The following is a 15095-nucleotide window of genomic DNA, read 5'->3' as shown; positions in this document are numbered from 1 at the left end:
GTCGGCCTGCCCGCCAAGGGAAGAGTCTTGACACAATGCCGCACCAGCCAGCGCAATGCGGCGGGTTGGCAGCAGGCCACCGAGTGATTAGGTCACGCAACCGTCATGTGGCGTCGGGGGGCAGGGTTTGGAAACGATTGTGCAGGTGGAAACGGTAGTGCGCAACGTGCTGAGCGATGTGCTCGGGATCAGTGCCAGCCGTGCGGCCGCATTCAACGCCGACACCGGCCTGTTCGGCGCGCTGCCCGAATTTGATTCGATGGCGGTCATGTCGGTCCTGACCGAGATCGAGGACCGGCTGGGAATTTTGATCGAGGATGACGAGGTCGATGGCGAGATGCTCGCGACCTTTGGCGGGCTGACCGCCTTCGTCGCCGCCAAGCAGTCGCGTTGATCGAGCATTATGACTGGCGCGGCGGACGCGAGGCGATGCTCCGCTTCGGTCCCGTTGCAGGCCCGGTCGTCATCCTGCTGTTGCCGCTGTTCGACGAGCATAACCGCACCCGCACTTTTGGCGTGGCAATCGCGCGCGCCCTTGCCGAGGCCGGGATCACTACGGTGCTGCCCGACCTGCCGGGTCAGGGCGAAAGCGACGTGCCGACCGAGCATGCTACGCTGGAAGCGTGGCAAGAGGCCCTGCAGGCGATCGTGGCGGCGCAGGGCGCTGTCCGGCAACCCGATCTGGCGGTGATGCGCGGAGCGGCAGTGCTGGACAGCGCCTTGGGCGTCAGCAGCGTCTGGCGGTTCGCGCCGATCCCGGGTCGCGCCATGCTCAACGATCTGCGCCGAGCCGAGGCGGTGAGCGGGCGCAAGGATTGGTCGGGTTTCGGGCTCGACAGTCCACCCGCCAATCTGGTCGGCAACGAATTGGGCTGGCCACTCTACGCTGCGCTCGACGCGCACACGGCGCTGGAGCCACGCGACGTACCGTTGCGCACCGTCAGGCTCGAAAGCGATCCCGCAGTCGCCAACCTGAAAGTTCCCGGACCCCCGCTCTGGCGTCGCGCCGAGCCAAGCCACGATCCTGCGCTCGCGCTCCGACTGGCGCAGGACCTTGCAGAATGGGTGCGCCAGTGCGCCGATTGATTGCCTTCCCTTGCGGCGGCGAGACGTTGGTCGGCTCGCTTGATGAAGCGGCAGAGTCGACAGGATTGCTGATCGTGTCGGGCGGCAACGAGATCCGCTGCGGCGCGCATCGCGGCATGGCGGCGCTGGCGGCTCGACTGGCGGCCGACGGCGTGCCCGTGTTCCGGTTCGACCGGCGCGGGATCGGTGATTCGACGGGAGAGAATGGCGGCTTCGAAGGCTCGGCCGAGGATATTGCGGCGGCAGTGGCGACCTTCCGCGAGCACTGCCCCGCGCTGAATCGGCTGGTCGGCTTCGGCAATTGCGATGCAGCGAGCGCGCTGGCCATGTTCGGGCGTGACGCCGGGCTCGACCGGCTGATCCTTGCCAATCCCTGGATCATCGAGGCAACCGATGATCTGCCGCCCGCGGCCGCCATTCGGGCGCGCTATGCCGATCGGTTGCGCGATCCGGGCGCGTGGCTGAGCCTGCTGCGTGGCGGCGTCGATTTCGGCAAGCTTGCGAGTGGCTTGCGCAAGATTTTTCAAACAGGCTCGAAAGAATCCAGCGCGCTTGAGCAAGCCGTTTTCGCAGGCCTCGCGATCCACGACACAACCATCATCCTCGCCGAACGCGATGCCACCGCAATCGCCTTTCGCGCAGCGGCACGGCGGCGGCGCTATGCAGGTGCGATCGTTACGATCGACACCGCATCGCACAGTTTTGCCGGCAGCGCCGACAAGGCCGCGTTGTACGACGCTATCCGTTCGGCGCTGAACTGATTATTCGGCCGCTGCTGCAAGCTCTTCGAAGTCCGCCTCGGCAAGGAATCGTTCGGCATCGAGCGCCGCCATGCAGCCGGTGCCTGCCGCCGTAATTGCCTGGCGATAGATTTTGTCCATCACGTCGCCGCAGGCGAATACACCGGCCACGCTGGTGCGCGTGGTGCCCTTCTCGACCTCGATATAGCCGTCATCGTCGAGCGCGACATGGCCGCGGAACAATTCGGTCGCCGGATGATGGCCGATCGCGACGAACCCGCCCTCGACATCGAGCCGCGATGCCTCGCCGGTCACACGGTCGAGCAGGTCGATCCCGACCAGCCCCTCCGGCGTCCCGCCGCCGACGAAGCTCCGGACCTCCTTGTTCCACAACACCTTGATCTTGGGATTGGCGAATAGCCGGTCCTGCAGGATCTTTTCGGCGCGCAGCGAATCGCGGCGATGGATCAGCGTTACATCGTCGCTGTGGTTGGTCAGGTACAGCGCTTCCTCGACAGCGGTGTTGCCGCCGCCGATCACCGCGACCTTCTTGCCGCGATAGAAAAAGCCGTCGCAGGTCGCGCAGGCGCTGACGCCCTTGCCCTTCATCAGCTCCTCGCTGTCGAGGCCCAGCCACTTCGCCTGCGCACCGGTCGCAATGATCAGGACGTCGCCTTCATAGATGTCGCCGCCGTCGCCGATCAGCCGGAAGGGACGCCGCGACAGATCGACCTCGACGATCGTATCGTACATCAGCCGGGTCCCGACATGTTCGGCCTGCGCCGACATCTCGTCCATCAGCCATGGGCCTTGGATGACGTTGCGAAACCCGGGGTAATTCTCGACATCGGTGGTCGTCATCAACTGGCCGCCCGGCTGGATGCCCTGAACGAGGATCGGCTGCATCCCTGCGCGCGCGCCATAGATAGCAGCCGACAGTCCGGCCGGGCCGGAGCCGATGATGAGCATGCGAGTCGAATGAGTGGTCGGCATTACGGTGTCCTGTTGGCGCGTTGGCAACCGGATGTAGGGATGCCGGTGGCTCGCTGGCAACATCATGTTCGCGACAGGACGCGCAATCGTTACAAGCGCACCGATTGCAGTGGCAGTCGACCGGGCGCTCTGATGGTCAATCGAGGTGGTAGCGAAGGAGGGACTTGAACCCCCGACCCCAGGATTATGATTCCCGTGCTCTAACCAGCTGAGCTACTTCGCCCCAATCGGCTCGCCGCGAAGGCGAGCGGGCCGCATAAGGGCTGGCGCGCGGCGGGTCAAGACGCGAACATGTGGCGCGACAGCGGCTCCCATGGCCCGCCGCGATACCACCAGCTCGCCAGCCCCGTGATGGCAAGCGGGCGCGGCGCAAATTCCGCCGAGAGCTTGGCGAGAAGCGCCTTCGCTTCGGCCGGTGTCACTTTATTCTGGATCGTCACATGCGGTCGCCAGCCCGCGCGGTCCTGCGGCGTCAGCATGGTGACGAAGGCATCAGCGAGTCGGGCGCGAACAGCCTCCAGCTCGGGCGATTCGATGCGGAAGGCGACACCCTGCCCGAGATTGATCAGCCCCGCGATGCGTGCGCGGGGTGCCGGAACACCGCGCGTTTCCGCCGCCAGCCGCTGTTTGAGTTCGGCGGCAAGATCGGGCGCAAGATGATGGAACATCGTAAGATGTGCCGCGATCACATTGCGTTCGGGTGGGAAATGCGTACGCCGAAGCCCGTCCAACCAGGCGAAGTCTGGGGCACCGAACAGCGCCGAGACGATGATCGGCGCCCTGCCCTCGGTCAAATCTCGACCTGGCTGCCGAGTTCGATCACGCGGTTGGTCGGCAGGCGGAAAAACTCCATCGCGCTTTCGGCGTTGCGCAGCATCCACGCGAACAGCTTTTCGCGCCAGATGCTCATCCCCGGCTTTGCCGACGGCAGCAGGGTCTGGCGCGCGAGGAAGAAGCTGGTGTCCATCATCCGGAAATCGGCGCCGCAGCGGTGCACGTTGGCAAGCGCTGCCGGGACATCGGGCTCCTCGACAAAGCCATATTGCAGGATCATCCGGTGGAAGCCGTGGCCGAGATCCTCGATGCTGCACCGCTCATCGGCGGGCACGGTCGGCACATCGGCGATCTTGACCGTCAGCAGGATGATGCGGTCGTGCAGCACCCGGTTGTGCTTCAGATTGTGGAGCAGCGCGTGCGGCACGCCAACCGGGCTTGACGTCATGAAGACAGCCGTCCCCGGCACCCGGGTCGCGGCGGTTGCAGCAGACCGGATGAAGACGCTCATCGGCATCGCCGTCTCGCGCATCCGCTCGACCATCAGCTTGCGCCCCTTCGACCACGTCGTCAGCACCACGAAGATCGAAAGGCTGACGGTGAGCGGGAACCAGCCACCCGCGGGAATTTTGGTCAGGTTCGCAGTGAAATAGGCACCGTCGACAATGAAGAACAGCCCGAGCAGCGGCACCGCGCGCACCATCGGCCAGTTCCACAGCCGCGTCAGCACCACGGCCAGCAGGCAGGTGTCGATCAGCATCGCGCCGGTTACCGCGACGCCATAGGCCGACGTCAGCTGCGACACGCTGCGGAACAGCAGCACCAGCAGGATCACCATCGTCAGCATCGCCCAGTTGATCAGCGGCACATAAATCTGGCCGAAGGTGTCGGCATTGGTGTGATCGATCCGCAGCCGCGGCATGAAGCCAAGCTGGATCGCCTGCTGCGTGACCGAGAAGGTCCCCGAAATCACCGCTTGGCTCGCGATCGTCGCGGCCAGAACGGCGAGCACCACCAGCGGCAATTGAAGCCAGTCGGGCGCGAGCAGGAAAAAGGGGTTGTGGAGCGCGGGCGCCCCCTCGCGCATCAGCAGCGCCCCCTGCCCCATGTAATTGAGCAGCAGCGCCGGCAGCACGAAGAACAGCCACGACACCTTGATCGGATTGCGCCCGAAATGCCCCATGTCGGCGTACAGCGCCTCGGCGCCGGTCACCGCCAGCACGACCGAGCCGAGCCCCAGAAACGCCCGAACCGGCTCGCTGGCGAAAAAGGCCAGCGCATAATGCGGCGACAGTGCCCAGAGGATCGTCGGGGTCTGGACGATGCTGGCCGCACCGAGCGTGCCGATCACTACGAAATAGACGAGCATGACGGGGCCAAACAACATGCCCACGCGCGCGCTGCCGCTCCGCTGGATCGAAAACAGCAGGACAAGGATCGCCACCGCGAGCGGCAGGACCCAGCCTGAAAAGCCGGGTGCGGCGACGGTGATGCCCTCGACTGCGCTCAGCACCGACACGGCCGGGGTAATCATCGCGTCGCCATAGAAAAGCGCGGTTGCCAGCACGCCGAGCAGCACGATGCCGGTCGACCAGCGCTTGGTCTTGGTGCGGCCCGAAACCAGCGCGAGCAGCGCAAGGCTGCCGCCTGCTCCGCGATTGTCGACCCGCATGATGACGCCGACATATTTGAAGGTCACCACGATCATCATCGACCAGAAGATCAGGCTGACGACGCTCATCACATGGAAGAAATCGGGCGTCAGCGGATGATGGCCGGCGAAAGTCTCGCGGAGCGCATAGAGCGGGCTCGTGCCGATGTCGCCGAACACGACGCCCATCGCGCTGATCGCGAGTGCAGCCGCACCGCGTTTGCCGCCGGCCTTCGGCGGGGCCACCGTCGCGCTGTCGGGGGTGGTGGTCACCGGTGGATCGGTCCGGCCGAGGAAGCAAAATCGGTCATTGACGGTGCGTTGCGAGCCCCAAGGTCACTGGCGGCGCGCCTAGCACTTGCGCTTGCCCCCCGCAACGGGACATTGGGGCCAAGCGCGGCGCTGGACCGTGCGCGAGTCTGCAGTTGGAGTGGATGACAATGCGAGTCGGTGTCCCCAAGGAAATCAAGAATCACGAATATCGCGTGGGGCTTACCCCGCCGTCGGTCGCCGAACTTGTGCGTGCCGGGCACGAAGTCGTGGTCGAAACGCGCGCCGGCATGGGCATCGACTTCGAAGATGCCGACTATGTCGAGGCCGGCGCCCGCATCGTCGGCACCGCAGCGCAAGTCTTCGCCGACTCGGACATGATCGTGAAGGTCAAGGAGCCGCAGCCGGTCGAGATCGCGCTGCTCGAAGCACGCCATACGCTGTTCACCTATCTCCACCTCGCGGCCGACAAGCCGCAGGCCGAAGGGTTGATGAAATCGGGCGCGACCTGCATCGCCTATGAAACGGTGACCGCGCCCGATCGCTCGCTGCCCCTGCTCAAACCGATGAGCGAAGTGGCAGGCCGCATGTCGGTGCAGGTCGGCGCGCATTATCTGGAAAAGGAACAGGGCGGCCGCGGTGTCCTGCTCGGTGGCGTCCCCGGCGTGGCGCCGGCGCGCGTCGCTATCCTCGGCGGCGGTGTCTCGGGTGTGAATGCCGCGCAGATGGCAGTCGGCATGCGTGCCGACGTAACGATCTATGACATCAACAACGCCCGCCTTGCCGAACTCGACATGTTTTTCTCAAGCCAGATCAAGACCGCCTATGCATCGTCGGCGGCGATCGCAGCGGCGGTGCGTAACGCACATCTGGTGATCGGCGCGGTGCTGGTGCCGGGAGCGGCTGCGCCCAAGCTCGTCACGCGCGAGATGGTCAAGACGATGAAGCGCGGGTCGGTGATGGTCGATATCGCGATCGACCAGGGCGGCTGCTTCGAGACCAGCCACGCGACGACGCACGAGGACCCGGTGTTCGAAGTCGATGGCGTGATCCATTACTGCGTCGCCAACATGCCAGGCGCCGTCGCCCGCACCTCGGCGTTCGCGCTCAACAACGCGACGCTGCCGTTCGCGCTGAAACTCGCCAATCTGGGCGCCGAGGCCGCAATGGCCGCCGACCCGCATCTGGCGAACGGCTTGAATGTCTCGGGCGGCAAGATTCGGCACCAGGCCGTGGCTGATGCGCTCGACTTGCCGATGAACTGAGGTGGGACGAGCCGGGGTGGATGAGCTTCCCGAGTATCGCACACGTGCGTCGCTGCGTGAGGATTTGCACCGCATCGGCCTGCGCGGGGGCGATACCGTGCTGGTCCATGCGGCGATGCGCCGGGTGGGGCCGATCCTCAATGGGCCAGATACTCTGACACACGCGATGCTGGACGTCGTCGGTCCCACCGGCACGATCATGGTCTATACCAGTTGGGAGAGCCGCCATGAGTATCTGCTCGACGAGGAGGGATGCGTGCTGCCCGAATGGCGCGATCATGTCCCGCCCTTTGATCCGGCAACCGCGCGGGCCATCCGAATCAATGGCGCGATCGCCGAATGCCTCAGGACAACCCCAGGCGCATGCCGCAGTTCTAACCCGAGCGCCTCGATGGCGGCAATCGGCGCGCGGGCCGACTGGCTGACCGCGGATCACCCGATGGACTATGGCTATGGTCCCGGATCGCCACTTGCCAAGCTGGTTGAGGCCGGCGGACGAATCCTGATGGTCGGCGCACCGTGGAGCAAATGCACGGCAATTCACTATGCTGAACACCTCGCCCGCCTGCCCGCCAAGATAGTGGTGCGTTTTGAAGTCCCGCTCGCCACACCTGCTGGGACGCAGTGGCGCTTCGTCGAGGAGTTTGAAACCGATGATCCGGTGAGCGATGCGTTGCCTGCGAATCACATTCACGCGATTGTCTCGGCCTTTGTCGAGCGCGGTAACGGTTCACGCGGGACCATTGGCGCTGCGCCGTCGCTGTTGATGGAGGCGCCGCTGCTGGTTCGCTTTGCGGTCGATTGGATGGAGGCCGCGACCGGCTCCGCCTCGGCCTAGCTGCGGCCAATCCGGATCTGGCGAGCGGGTCGCATGTGTCGGGCCGCAAAATCCGGTCTCAGTGCGTCGCGGAAGCGCTTGATTTGCCGATGAACTAGAAGAATTCGTCGAACAGGAGGTGGAGCTCGATCTTCTCGCGATCGGGCGCCACGCCATAAGCCTCGAACATGGCCTCGGCGAGACCGAGATCGAACTCGCGCAGACTGTTCCACAGGATCGCCAGGTCTTGATAGCGGTCCGCGACCCCGACGCGGCCCACATCGAGGCATCCGGTGACCGTGCCGTCATCGTCGAGGAAGATATTGTCGAGCGAGAAGTCGCCGTGCGTAACCACCGGATCGGCATCGAGCAGCAACAGGCGCTGAAAATGGTCCCACAACTGCTCTGCGGACCAGCCTTCGCGCTCGGGATCGAGGTCATCGAGATCAACCCGGCCCGCGACGACATTCGCGGCTGCATCGGCGCTGCGCAGGTCGAGGCTCGCGTCGAACGGGCAGGTCGCAATTGGCTCTGCGTGCATCAGACGCAGGAACGCTGCGATTGAGCGCATCGCAGTTTCGCGACGGTCGGGATGGTCCTCGAGCCAGCCATAGGCCGCACGGCCGGGCAGCGCGGTCGTCAGCAGCCACGCGCCAGCTTCGGTCTCGGCATAGCCGACGATCGCGGATACCTGCCAGCGCCCCTGAAGCCAGCGCAGCCGGGCATATTCGTCGACGATGTCGGTGGCGACCCGGCTACCGCCTTGCTTCAGGAAGAGCACCGGACGTCCAACAGCATCGAGCTGGTGGATCACGGCGCCAGATTCGCCTACCAAACTGGGATTCGCACGATAGCCCGCAACAATTTCCGCGAGCGACGATGGCAGTTCCACGCCGCGCGCGCTCAGCCGCGGCCGATCAGCCGCTTGGCGATCATGTCCGCCACGGCCGCTGCGGGCTCGCCGCTGCGGTCGCTTTCGTCCCAAACTTCGTTGAGCCGGTCGGGGATCTTGTGGATGCGCGCTTCGACTTCGGCGCGGTCGCCCTGCCCCATATACTCCAGGCAGACGTTGATGATCCCGCCCGCGTTGATGACGTAATCGGGGGCATAGGTGATGCCGCGTGCGTGCAGCCGCCAGCCATCCTCGGGCGTCGCAAGCTGGTTGTTGGCGCCGCCTGCGATTACCTTGGTTTGCAGCGCCGCGATCGACGTTTCGGTCAGGATGGCACCGAGCGCGTTGGGGCTGACGATATCCGCCTCGATTCCCAGAATCTCTTCGGCGGGCACGACCGCCGCCCCCAGTCGCGCCGCGAGCGCCTGCGCGCGCTCAGCATCGACATCCGCCAGCGTCAGCCGCGCGCCATCCTGCGCCAACAGCTCGGCAAGCCCGCCCCCGACCGAGCCGACGCCCTGGATCGCGACGTGGACATCCTGCATGCGGTCAGCGCCAAGCCCGCGCAACGCCGCTGCCTTGACGCCGAGATAGACACCAAGCGCCGTCGACGGCCCCGGATTGCCGCCCGCACGCCCCGACGCGACCGGCAGGCCAGTGACGTACTTGGTCTCGCTCGAAATCGTGACCATGTCCTTATCGGACATGCCGACGTCTTCGGCCGTGACATAACGCCCGCCGAGTGAATCGATCGCGCGACCAAAGGCCTTCAGAAGCGCATCGGTCTTGGTGCGATTGGCGTCGGCGAGCACCACAGCCTTGCCGCCACCCATTGGCAGCCCCGCCATCGCGTTTTTGAAGCTCATCCCACGCGACAGCCGCAGCGCATCGGTGATCGCTTCGTTGCTGTCGGCATAGTGCCAGAAGCGCACGCCGCCGCCCGCCGGCCCGAGTTTGGTCGAGTGAATGGCGATCACGGCCTGCAGCCCCGATGCCGGATCAGTGACCAAATGCACGCCTTCGTGCGCGTCGAAATCGGGGAAACCCCAGCGGTTAGGCACGCGTGACCCCCCAAGGGTGCGGAAAGTGGGGCGACCGACGGGACTTGAACCCGCAACTTCCGGCATCACAAGCCGGCGCTCTAACCAATTGAACTACGGTCGCCATGAAGGCCGCGCCACTAGCGGTCCCAACGGGGCAGCGTCAACCCTATCAAAAACGCCCTTCGACCGAAAGCCGGTAGCCGTCGTTGTCGGCCCGAAATCCACTCGCGACCAGCCGCTCGGTCACGGCCGCATCGGTTGGCGCGACGAGCAGTTCGGCGCGGTAGCGCCCGTCCCCCTGCACCAGCAGCCGCACCCGCTCATTGCCAGAGGCGCTGGCGAGCGGCACCAGCAGCGCCCCGCCCTCGCAGCGCGCATTGCCGCTCATCCCCTGCGCCAGCGCGAGCCCGGCCAGACCACCGCCCAGCTCGGCCTTCACGCGACCGTCGGCTTGCTGGCAGGCGCCATTTTCGAAGCGAACGGTCACGTCGCCAAGATCGAGCTTGGTCACCGGCAACGGCGCGAAGACATCGCCGGGCGCGACGCTGGCGGTGACGTCATCAACGCCGATGCTGTGCCGCGACACGCTGATCCCGGCGCGCAGCGCTTCGCCCGCAACCGGCGGCGGCCCGGTAAGATCGACCCGCGCGCGCCCGACGAACAATTGCCATGGCGACAGAAAGGCGTGGACATCGCCGAGCTCGACGTTGCCGAAATGCACTTCGCGCAGCGTCGCGAACCATACCGGTCCGACTGAAGACCGTGCCGAAAGCCCGGCATTGCCGAGCCCCGTCAAGGCAAGCGCCAAGCGCATCGGAAAGGTCGCGATCAGTGCCACGACGAGCATCGCCCCGAACAGCACCAGCGGCTTGGTGGTCAGCCGGATCCGCATCAGATGCCCCGCAGCTTCCAGGTGATCTGCGCCGAGATCGTGTGGTCGCCATTGTCGGTCGTCGACAGCGAATCGACGATGAAGCCGTCGCGCTCCATGTCGGCGATCCAGCCGAACAGCGCCGCCGGCTTGGCAGAGGCAATGCCGATCAGCAGCGCATTGTTGGTCTGCGGCGACACCGTCGTCAGCACGAAGCCGGCCTGGGTCGCACGGTCACGCACGGTTGCCTCAAGCGTCCCGGTCATTGCCGGCGCGCCGGCCTGGAGCAGCGGCTTGAGCGCCGCCATCTGGCTTTCGGTCGCGGCCAGCCGCAGCACGGCGGTGGTGTGGCGCGATTTGGCGCCAGCAAGGGCGTCGTTCACCGGGCGGATCACCGCAAACCAAATGAACGTCAGCACGGCCAGCACGGCGGCCGTCAGTACCAGCCATTTTTCGCGCGGGCTCAGCCCTGCAAACCATTGGCGCTGGCTGGCCGTCATCGCGGGGTCACCGTCAGGTCACCCGACACGCGACCATTGCCACCCGAAAAAGTGCTCGGCGTCACCACCAGCCCGCGCGCGCGGATGCGGTTGATCAGATCGGTCACTTGCCCCTCATTCTGCGTCACCAGCGATGCGCGCATCTTGCCTGCCGCATCGAACGACAGCGCGCGAAGTTCGCTGCCCGGGACACTGCGGATTGCGTCGAAAACGATTGCCGCTGTTGCGCTGAAACCGATCCCGCCGCCGCGCAGCCGCACGAGCCGGGCATCGAGCTGGCGGCCGGCATCGTTGACCGTCTCGCCACGCGGCAAGCCGCCGCGCGCGATCAGGTCGCTCTTGCGGGTGAGTTCGTCGGCGGCAAAGCTGTAGCGCGCGATTTCGACCAGCGCGATTGCAAGCGTGACCAGCAGGATCGCCGCAACCAGCCAACCGGCGCGACGCGCCACACCCCAGTCGAACGAAATCGCTTCGCGCCGGGCAAAGGCACCCTGGCGCAGATCGAGCGCGGGTCGCGCGATTGCCGCGACCACGGCCTTTTCGAGCGCGTCACGATCGATCACGCTGGGCGCGACACCGCCGGTGACGATCTTGGTCAGGCCGGGTTCGTCGGCAAAGCCGCTCGCCGGGCCGCGCACGACCCCGTCACCGCCGAAATCGGCACGGACATAGCCTTCGGTCGGGCGCGGCAACAGCATTGGCGCCGGGATCATGGCCTGCGGGTCGAGCCCTCGCTCGGCGAGGCCCGCCAGCCAGTCGCGCATCCGCTGCGACGCCACGACGCCAATCGGTTTGTCATCGGTCCCTTCGTCGCCGACCGCGACATGCAGGTCGGTGATGGGCGTCGCACTCGCATCGGTGACGAGCAGTCGCGCCGCCGCCACCGCTTGCGCGGTCGATCGCGCCGGCACGTCGGCCCAGTGCAGCGTTACGTCTTCGGCGGGCACGATCACCGTCAGCGGTACATCGTCAGCCTCCGGCACCCCCTCCCCGCGCGCGACAATGGTGTCGCCATCGATCGCGATCCAGCGGTGCGAGGCTTCGGACGAGCTCGGCAGGAACAGCGCGCGCGCCATCACGACGGATCGCTCCACGCGCGCGAGACCAGCCGAACCGGCGGCTCGGTCGCGTCGATGAGCGCGGTTTGCGTCAACTGCGTGCCCCCCAATGCCACGTCGATCTTCAAGCCGAACCACTGCGTGGTTACTGCCGTCTGCTGCTGCACTTCGGGGCCTGCCGTCGTCCCCTTCAGCGCCGCCCCCTGCCAGAAGGCAACCGTGCTGGTAAAGCCCTGCGGCGGCCGTTCAAGCAAAACCGCACGCGCCCGCCCGATATCGAGCGTATCGGGCAGCAGCATGGCGAGCAATGGCGCCTGTTCGGGCAGCAATGTGTTGACGTTGATCCGCGTCGGCTTGGCGACCGGCAGCGCACAGACCCACGGCCGCAGCTTGGCATAGATCGCCGGGCTCATTCCTTTCACGGCGCGCAATTCGCTGGGGTCGGCCATCATCGCATTCGCTGGCAGATAGCGCGGGATGAAGCCCGAATAATCGGAGTCCTCGCCGCCATCGGTCTGGCGGATATTGTCGGTGTCGATCCAGTCGGCGGCTGCGGCGGCAATCTCACGCGACTGCTGATCAGGGATGCCGATCAAGCGCATCAGCCGACCGAACTGGTCGACCGACGCCGGCCGCGTCACCAATGTGTCGACATCGCTCTGCTGGACAAGGCCGTTGAGGTTGAAGCAATTGCCGCCATCGGTCGCCGTCGCAGTGGCGATGCCGCCGGGCACCGGCAGCGGATAGGGCTTGCCCGCCCAATCGCCTTGCAGCGTCACGCGCGCCGCATCGCGGGCGAGCACCGAATTGATCCGCACCATCGCCGCGGTTTCAGCGGCCATCGCAAAGGCGCGCGCCTGATCAATCGCCACGCTGTTCGCGCCGAGGCGAGTCGCCAGCCGCATCCGCTCCAGCGCATGTCCGGCCAACACCGCGATCACAGCAACGAGCAGCAACACCGTCAGCAGCGCGGCGCCGCGTTCATGCGGGGGCGTCCTATTGGCCACTGCCCGGTCCTTCGGGTAGCGGCGGCGCATAGCCGGTGCCGACCAGCATCACGAGCCGGTAGCGACGCCCGTCGCGCCGGCCGATCTGCATTTCGAGCGCTTCGGGCAGTGGCGCCTCGGGCTTCGACTGCCAACGATCACTCCAAGCACCATTGATGCGGAAGCGAAGCGCGACCTGATCGACGCCACCGAGCAAGACGGCAGGCGGCAGTGGATCGGCACCGTCGAGCATGGGATAGGCAACCCGCTCGATCGCACCACCGCGCAGCCGATATTCGACCTTCTGCACATCGGGCCGCGGCGCTTCGTCGAGATTGGTCCAGCCGCCGCGCACCACCGCCAGCACCGGATCCCCCACGCCGCCTTCAAACGGCAGCTGCGGGCCCCCTTGCGGATTACGGGTGGCGCGCGGCAATGCCTGGGCAAGATCGGCAGTGAGGATGGCGTTGAGGCGGCTGAAGGCGGCGATGTCGTCGAACTTCGCTTGAGTGACCCCCTGCGCGCGGACGCTGAACGACAGCACGGCAACCCCGGCCGCCGCGAGCAGGCCGAAGATCAGCAGCGAGATCATGACTTCGACTAGCGTGAAGCCGTTTTCGGCGGAACGCCGCAGAGACTTGAAGCCGTGTTCGGCGGAACGCCGAACGGGCGTGAAGCCGTGTTCGGAGGCGCGACGGGTCACGTCCGCCCTCCCGGTGGCGGCTGCTGCCCGGGGGGCAGGCGCGGCTTGCGGGGCGCCGTCGCAGGCGGGCGGATCACGGTGAGGCGCCCTGCGGCGCTGCCATCTGGATCTGTGACGGTCACGTCGATCCGCATGGCGCCCTGATCACCGATCGGTGCCGCCAGCCGCTGCCAGCGCCATACCCGCCCGCCGTTGGTTTCGGTGCCCGCAATCGTCCCGCGCGTCGGCGGGCGTAGATCGGTGAGCGCCTCAACAGCGACGTTACGCGCGACGATCTGCGCCATCAGCGTATTATCGAGGATCGCCGCGCTGCGAATCGTCGCCCCTTCCAGCCGGATCAGGGCAAGCCCCGCAAGGCTGAACACTGCCAGCGCCACCATCATTTCGATTAGCGTGAAGCCGTCTACGGCGGAACGCCAAAAGGGCGTGAAGCCGGGTTCGGCGGGGCGGCGCTCAGCCATCGATCGCCACCGCTCCGTCGATGCCGATCTTGACGGTGGTCGTCGCGTCGCGCCCGCGCTGGAGCCGGATCGTCATCGGCGTGCTGCCGAGCCCGGTTGAATCAAAGATCACGCGGTCGCGCCCCGATGGCGCCGTAATCTGGGGGCGGATGCCGTCACCCCAGCGCGTCACCTGGAACGGCTTTTCGCTCACCGGCGTCCATGCGCCCGCCGCCCGCTGGTCAAAGCCATAGCCGCCATCGCTGACCCACACGCTGACCGACCGCCCCTCGACGATCGCCAGATCATGCGCGGCACGCACCCGCGCGGCAAAGCGTTCGGCATCGTCGCGCAGCCGCCCGCGCGGATCGGGCAGCGACAGCACCACTGCCGCCGACACCAGCCCGATCAACGCGATGACGATCATCAGCTCGACCAGCGTGAAGCCGTGTTCGGCGGAACGCCGACGGGGCGTAAAGTCGTGTTCGGCGGAACGCCGAAGTGGCGTGCCCCCCTCGCCGCGATGCCGTGACGCGTTATTGCCAGCTGCCAATATCGGCATCGACGCCCTCGCCCCCTTCGCGGCCATCGGCGCCATAGCTCCAGATATCGATCTGCCCGTGGGTGCCCGGCGACGAATAGAGATAGTCGCGGCCCCAGGGGTCCTTGGGCAGCTTCTTGATATAGCCGCCCTTCTGGTAACGCGACGGATCGGTCAGCGACGCCGGGGGCGACACCAAAGCCTGCAACCCGTCCGACGTGGTCGGATAGGTAAACTGCTGGAGCTTGTAGACTTCGAGCGCCTGCTCGATCGTGGCGATGTCCGACTTCGCCTTCTGGACCTTGCCCTGATCGCCGAGCGGGATGACGTTGAGCGCGACGATGGTCGCGAGCAAGCCGAGAATGACGATCACTACCATCAGTTCGACGAGCGAAAAGCCCTGTTCTCGGGAACGCCGGCCCGTTCGGCGGCAGTTGGGATTGGGGCGCTGTACCATGATACTCC

General features: G+C 66.1%; 18 protein-coding genes and 2 tRNA genes. 5 read left to right on the top strand and 15 right to left on the bottom strand.

All coding sequences use genetic code 11. The features are described from left to right. Nucleotides 1-127: 127 nt before the first annotated feature. Genes AX672_RS08255 through AX672_RS08245 form a run of 3 tightly spaced genes read left to right on the top strand, consistent with a single transcriptional unit; the run spans nucleotide 128 to nucleotide 1847 of the window. Nucleotides 128-394, top strand: coding sequence for a phosphopantetheine-binding protein (locus AX672_RS08255; RefSeq protein WP_066650669.1), 267 nt, complete (start codon nucleotides 128-130; stop codon nucleotides 392-394). Next, the gene (locus tag AX672_RS08250; RefSeq protein WP_066650668.1) at nucleotides 391-1086 is read left to right on the top strand and encodes a hypothetical protein; all 696 of its coding nucleotides are present in this window, start codon (nucleotides 391-393) and stop codon (nucleotides 1084-1086) included. The genes AX672_RS08255 and AX672_RS08250 overlap by 4 nt, the downstream gene beginning before the upstream one ends. Beyond that, nucleotides 1074-1847 (top strand): hydrolase 1, exosortase A system-associated, encoded by a 774-nt coding sequence (locus tag AX672_RS08245; protein ID WP_066650691.1) that lies wholly within the window; start codon nucleotides 1074-1076, stop codon nucleotides 1845-1847. Before AX672_RS08250 ends, AX672_RS08245 begins: the two co-directional genes overlap by 13 nt. Here the strand turns inward: AX672_RS08245 and trxB are convergent, their stop codons facing one another. From trxB to AX672_RS08225, 4 genes are all read right to left on the bottom strand, one after another. Then, nucleotides 1848-2819, bottom strand: a complete 972-nt coding sequence (gene trxB / locus AX672_RS08240) for a thioredoxin-disulfide reductase (protein ID WP_372587575.1) — start codon at nucleotides 2817-2819, stop codon at nucleotides 1848-1850. It lies immediately after the preceding gene. A 146-nt stretch (nucleotides 2820-2965) separates the two neighbouring features. After that, nucleotides 2966-3042: transfer RNA gene (locus AX672_RS08235), tRNA-Met, on the bottom strand. A 55-nt stretch (nucleotides 3043-3097) separates the two neighbouring features. Beyond that, complete coding sequence (locus AX672_RS08230; protein WP_066650666.1) at nucleotides 3098-3613, bottom strand: 2'-5' RNA ligase family protein; 516 nt, start codon at nucleotides 3611-3613, stop codon at nucleotides 3098-3100. After that, nucleotides 3610-5517, bottom strand: a complete 1908-nt coding sequence (locus tag AX672_RS08225) for a potassium transporter Kup (RefSeq protein ID WP_372587574.1) — start codon at nucleotides 5515-5517, stop codon at nucleotides 3610-3612. The genes AX672_RS08230 and AX672_RS08225 overlap by 4 nt, the downstream gene beginning before the upstream one ends. Before the next feature lie 167 nt (nucleotides 5518-5684). On the opposite strand from AX672_RS08225, the gene ald reads away from it, so the two are divergent. Together ald and aac(3) are read left to right on the top strand one after the other, a co-directional pair. Next, nucleotides 5685-6779, top strand: a complete 1095-nt coding sequence (gene ald, locus AX672_RS08220; protein WP_066650665.1) for an alanine dehydrogenase — start codon at nucleotides 5685-5687, stop codon at nucleotides 6777-6779. Between the two features lie 16 nt (nucleotides 6780-6795). Then, the gene (aac(3), locus tag AX672_RS08215; protein ID WP_066650664.1) at nucleotides 6796-7617 is read left to right on the top strand and encodes an aminoglycoside 3-N-acetyltransferase; all 822 of its coding nucleotides are present in this window, start codon (nucleotides 6796-6798) and stop codon (nucleotides 7615-7617) included. A gap of 94 nt (nucleotides 7618-7711) precedes the next feature. On the opposite strand, the gene AX672_RS08210 is transcribed toward aac(3), so the two are convergent. The 11 genes from AX672_RS08210 to gspG all read right to left on the bottom strand — a co-directional run bounded on the left by AX672_RS08210 (nucleotide 7712) and on the right by gspG (nucleotide 15087). Beyond that, nucleotides 7712-8488 carry an APH(3') family aminoglycoside O-phosphotransferase gene (locus AX672_RS08210; RefSeq protein ID WP_066650663.1) on the bottom strand — a complete coding sequence of 259 codons (777 nt, stop codon included), beginning with the start codon at nucleotides 8486-8488 and terminating at the stop codon, nucleotides 7712-7714. Between the two features lie 11 nt (nucleotides 8489-8499). After that, nucleotides 8500-9549, bottom strand: a complete 1050-nt coding sequence (locus AX672_RS08205) for a Glu/Leu/Phe/Val family dehydrogenase (RefSeq protein WP_066650662.1) — start codon at nucleotides 9547-9549, stop codon at nucleotides 8500-8502. 26 nt (nucleotides 9550-9575) lie between these two features. Then, nucleotides 9576-9652: transfer RNA gene (locus tag AX672_RS08200), tRNA-His, on the bottom strand. 48 nt (nucleotides 9653-9700) lie between these two features. Next, nucleotides 9701-10423 carry a type II secretion system protein N gene (gspN, locus tag AX672_RS08195; protein ID WP_231731222.1) on the bottom strand — a complete coding sequence of 241 codons (723 nt, stop codon included), beginning with the start codon at nucleotides 10421-10423 and terminating at the stop codon, nucleotides 9701-9703. After that, nucleotides 10423-10902, bottom strand: a complete 480-nt coding sequence (gspM, locus tag AX672_RS08190) for a type II secretion system protein GspM (protein WP_066650660.1) — start codon at nucleotides 10900-10902, stop codon at nucleotides 10423-10425. The genes gspN and gspM overlap by 1 nt, the downstream gene beginning before the upstream one ends. Next, nucleotides 10899-11978, bottom strand: coding sequence for a type II secretion system protein GspL (gene gspL / locus AX672_RS08185; RefSeq protein WP_066650659.1), 1080 nt, complete (start codon nucleotides 11976-11978; stop codon nucleotides 10899-10901). Before gspL ends, gspM begins: the two co-directional genes overlap by 4 nt. Further along, nucleotides 11978-12967, bottom strand: coding sequence for a type II secretion system minor pseudopilin GspK (gene gspK, locus AX672_RS08180; protein WP_066650688.1), 990 nt, complete (start codon nucleotides 12965-12967; stop codon nucleotides 11978-11980). Before gspK ends, gspL begins: the two co-directional genes overlap by 1 nt. Further along, nucleotides 12957-13649 carry a type II secretion system minor pseudopilin GspJ gene (gspJ, locus tag AX672_RS08175; protein WP_231731220.1) on the bottom strand — a complete coding sequence of 231 codons (693 nt, stop codon included), beginning with the start codon at nucleotides 13647-13649 and terminating at the stop codon, nucleotides 12957-12959. The genes gspK and gspJ overlap by 11 nt, the downstream gene beginning before the upstream one ends. Continuing rightward, complete coding sequence (gspI, locus tag AX672_RS08170) at nucleotides 13646-14110, bottom strand: type II secretion system minor pseudopilin GspI (RefSeq protein WP_066650658.1); 465 nt, start codon at nucleotides 14108-14110, stop codon at nucleotides 13646-13648. The genes gspJ and gspI overlap by 4 nt, the downstream gene beginning before the upstream one ends. Beyond that, nucleotides 14103-14651, bottom strand: a complete 549-nt coding sequence (locus AX672_RS08165; RefSeq protein ID WP_231731219.1) for a GspH/FimT family pseudopilin — start codon at nucleotides 14649-14651, stop codon at nucleotides 14103-14105. The genes gspI and AX672_RS08165 overlap by 8 nt, the downstream gene beginning before the upstream one ends. Then, on the bottom strand, nucleotides 14626-15087 hold the full coding sequence (gspG, locus tag AX672_RS08160; RefSeq protein ID WP_168727393.1) for a type II secretion system major pseudopilin GspG: 462 nt from the start codon (nucleotides 15085-15087) through the stop codon (nucleotides 14626-14628). Before gspG ends, AX672_RS08165 begins: the two co-directional genes overlap by 26 nt. Nucleotides 15088-15095 lie beyond the last annotated feature (8 nt).

The sequence above is a fragment of the Sphingomonas sp. CCH10-B3 genome (assembly GCF_001556185.1).
Lineage (GTDB): Bacteria > Pseudomonadota > Alphaproteobacteria > Sphingomonadales > Sphingomonadaceae > Sphingomonas > Sphingomonas aquatica.
Note: the sequence above shows the minus strand (reverse complement) of the source record. Positions and strands in the feature narration are given on the sequence as shown.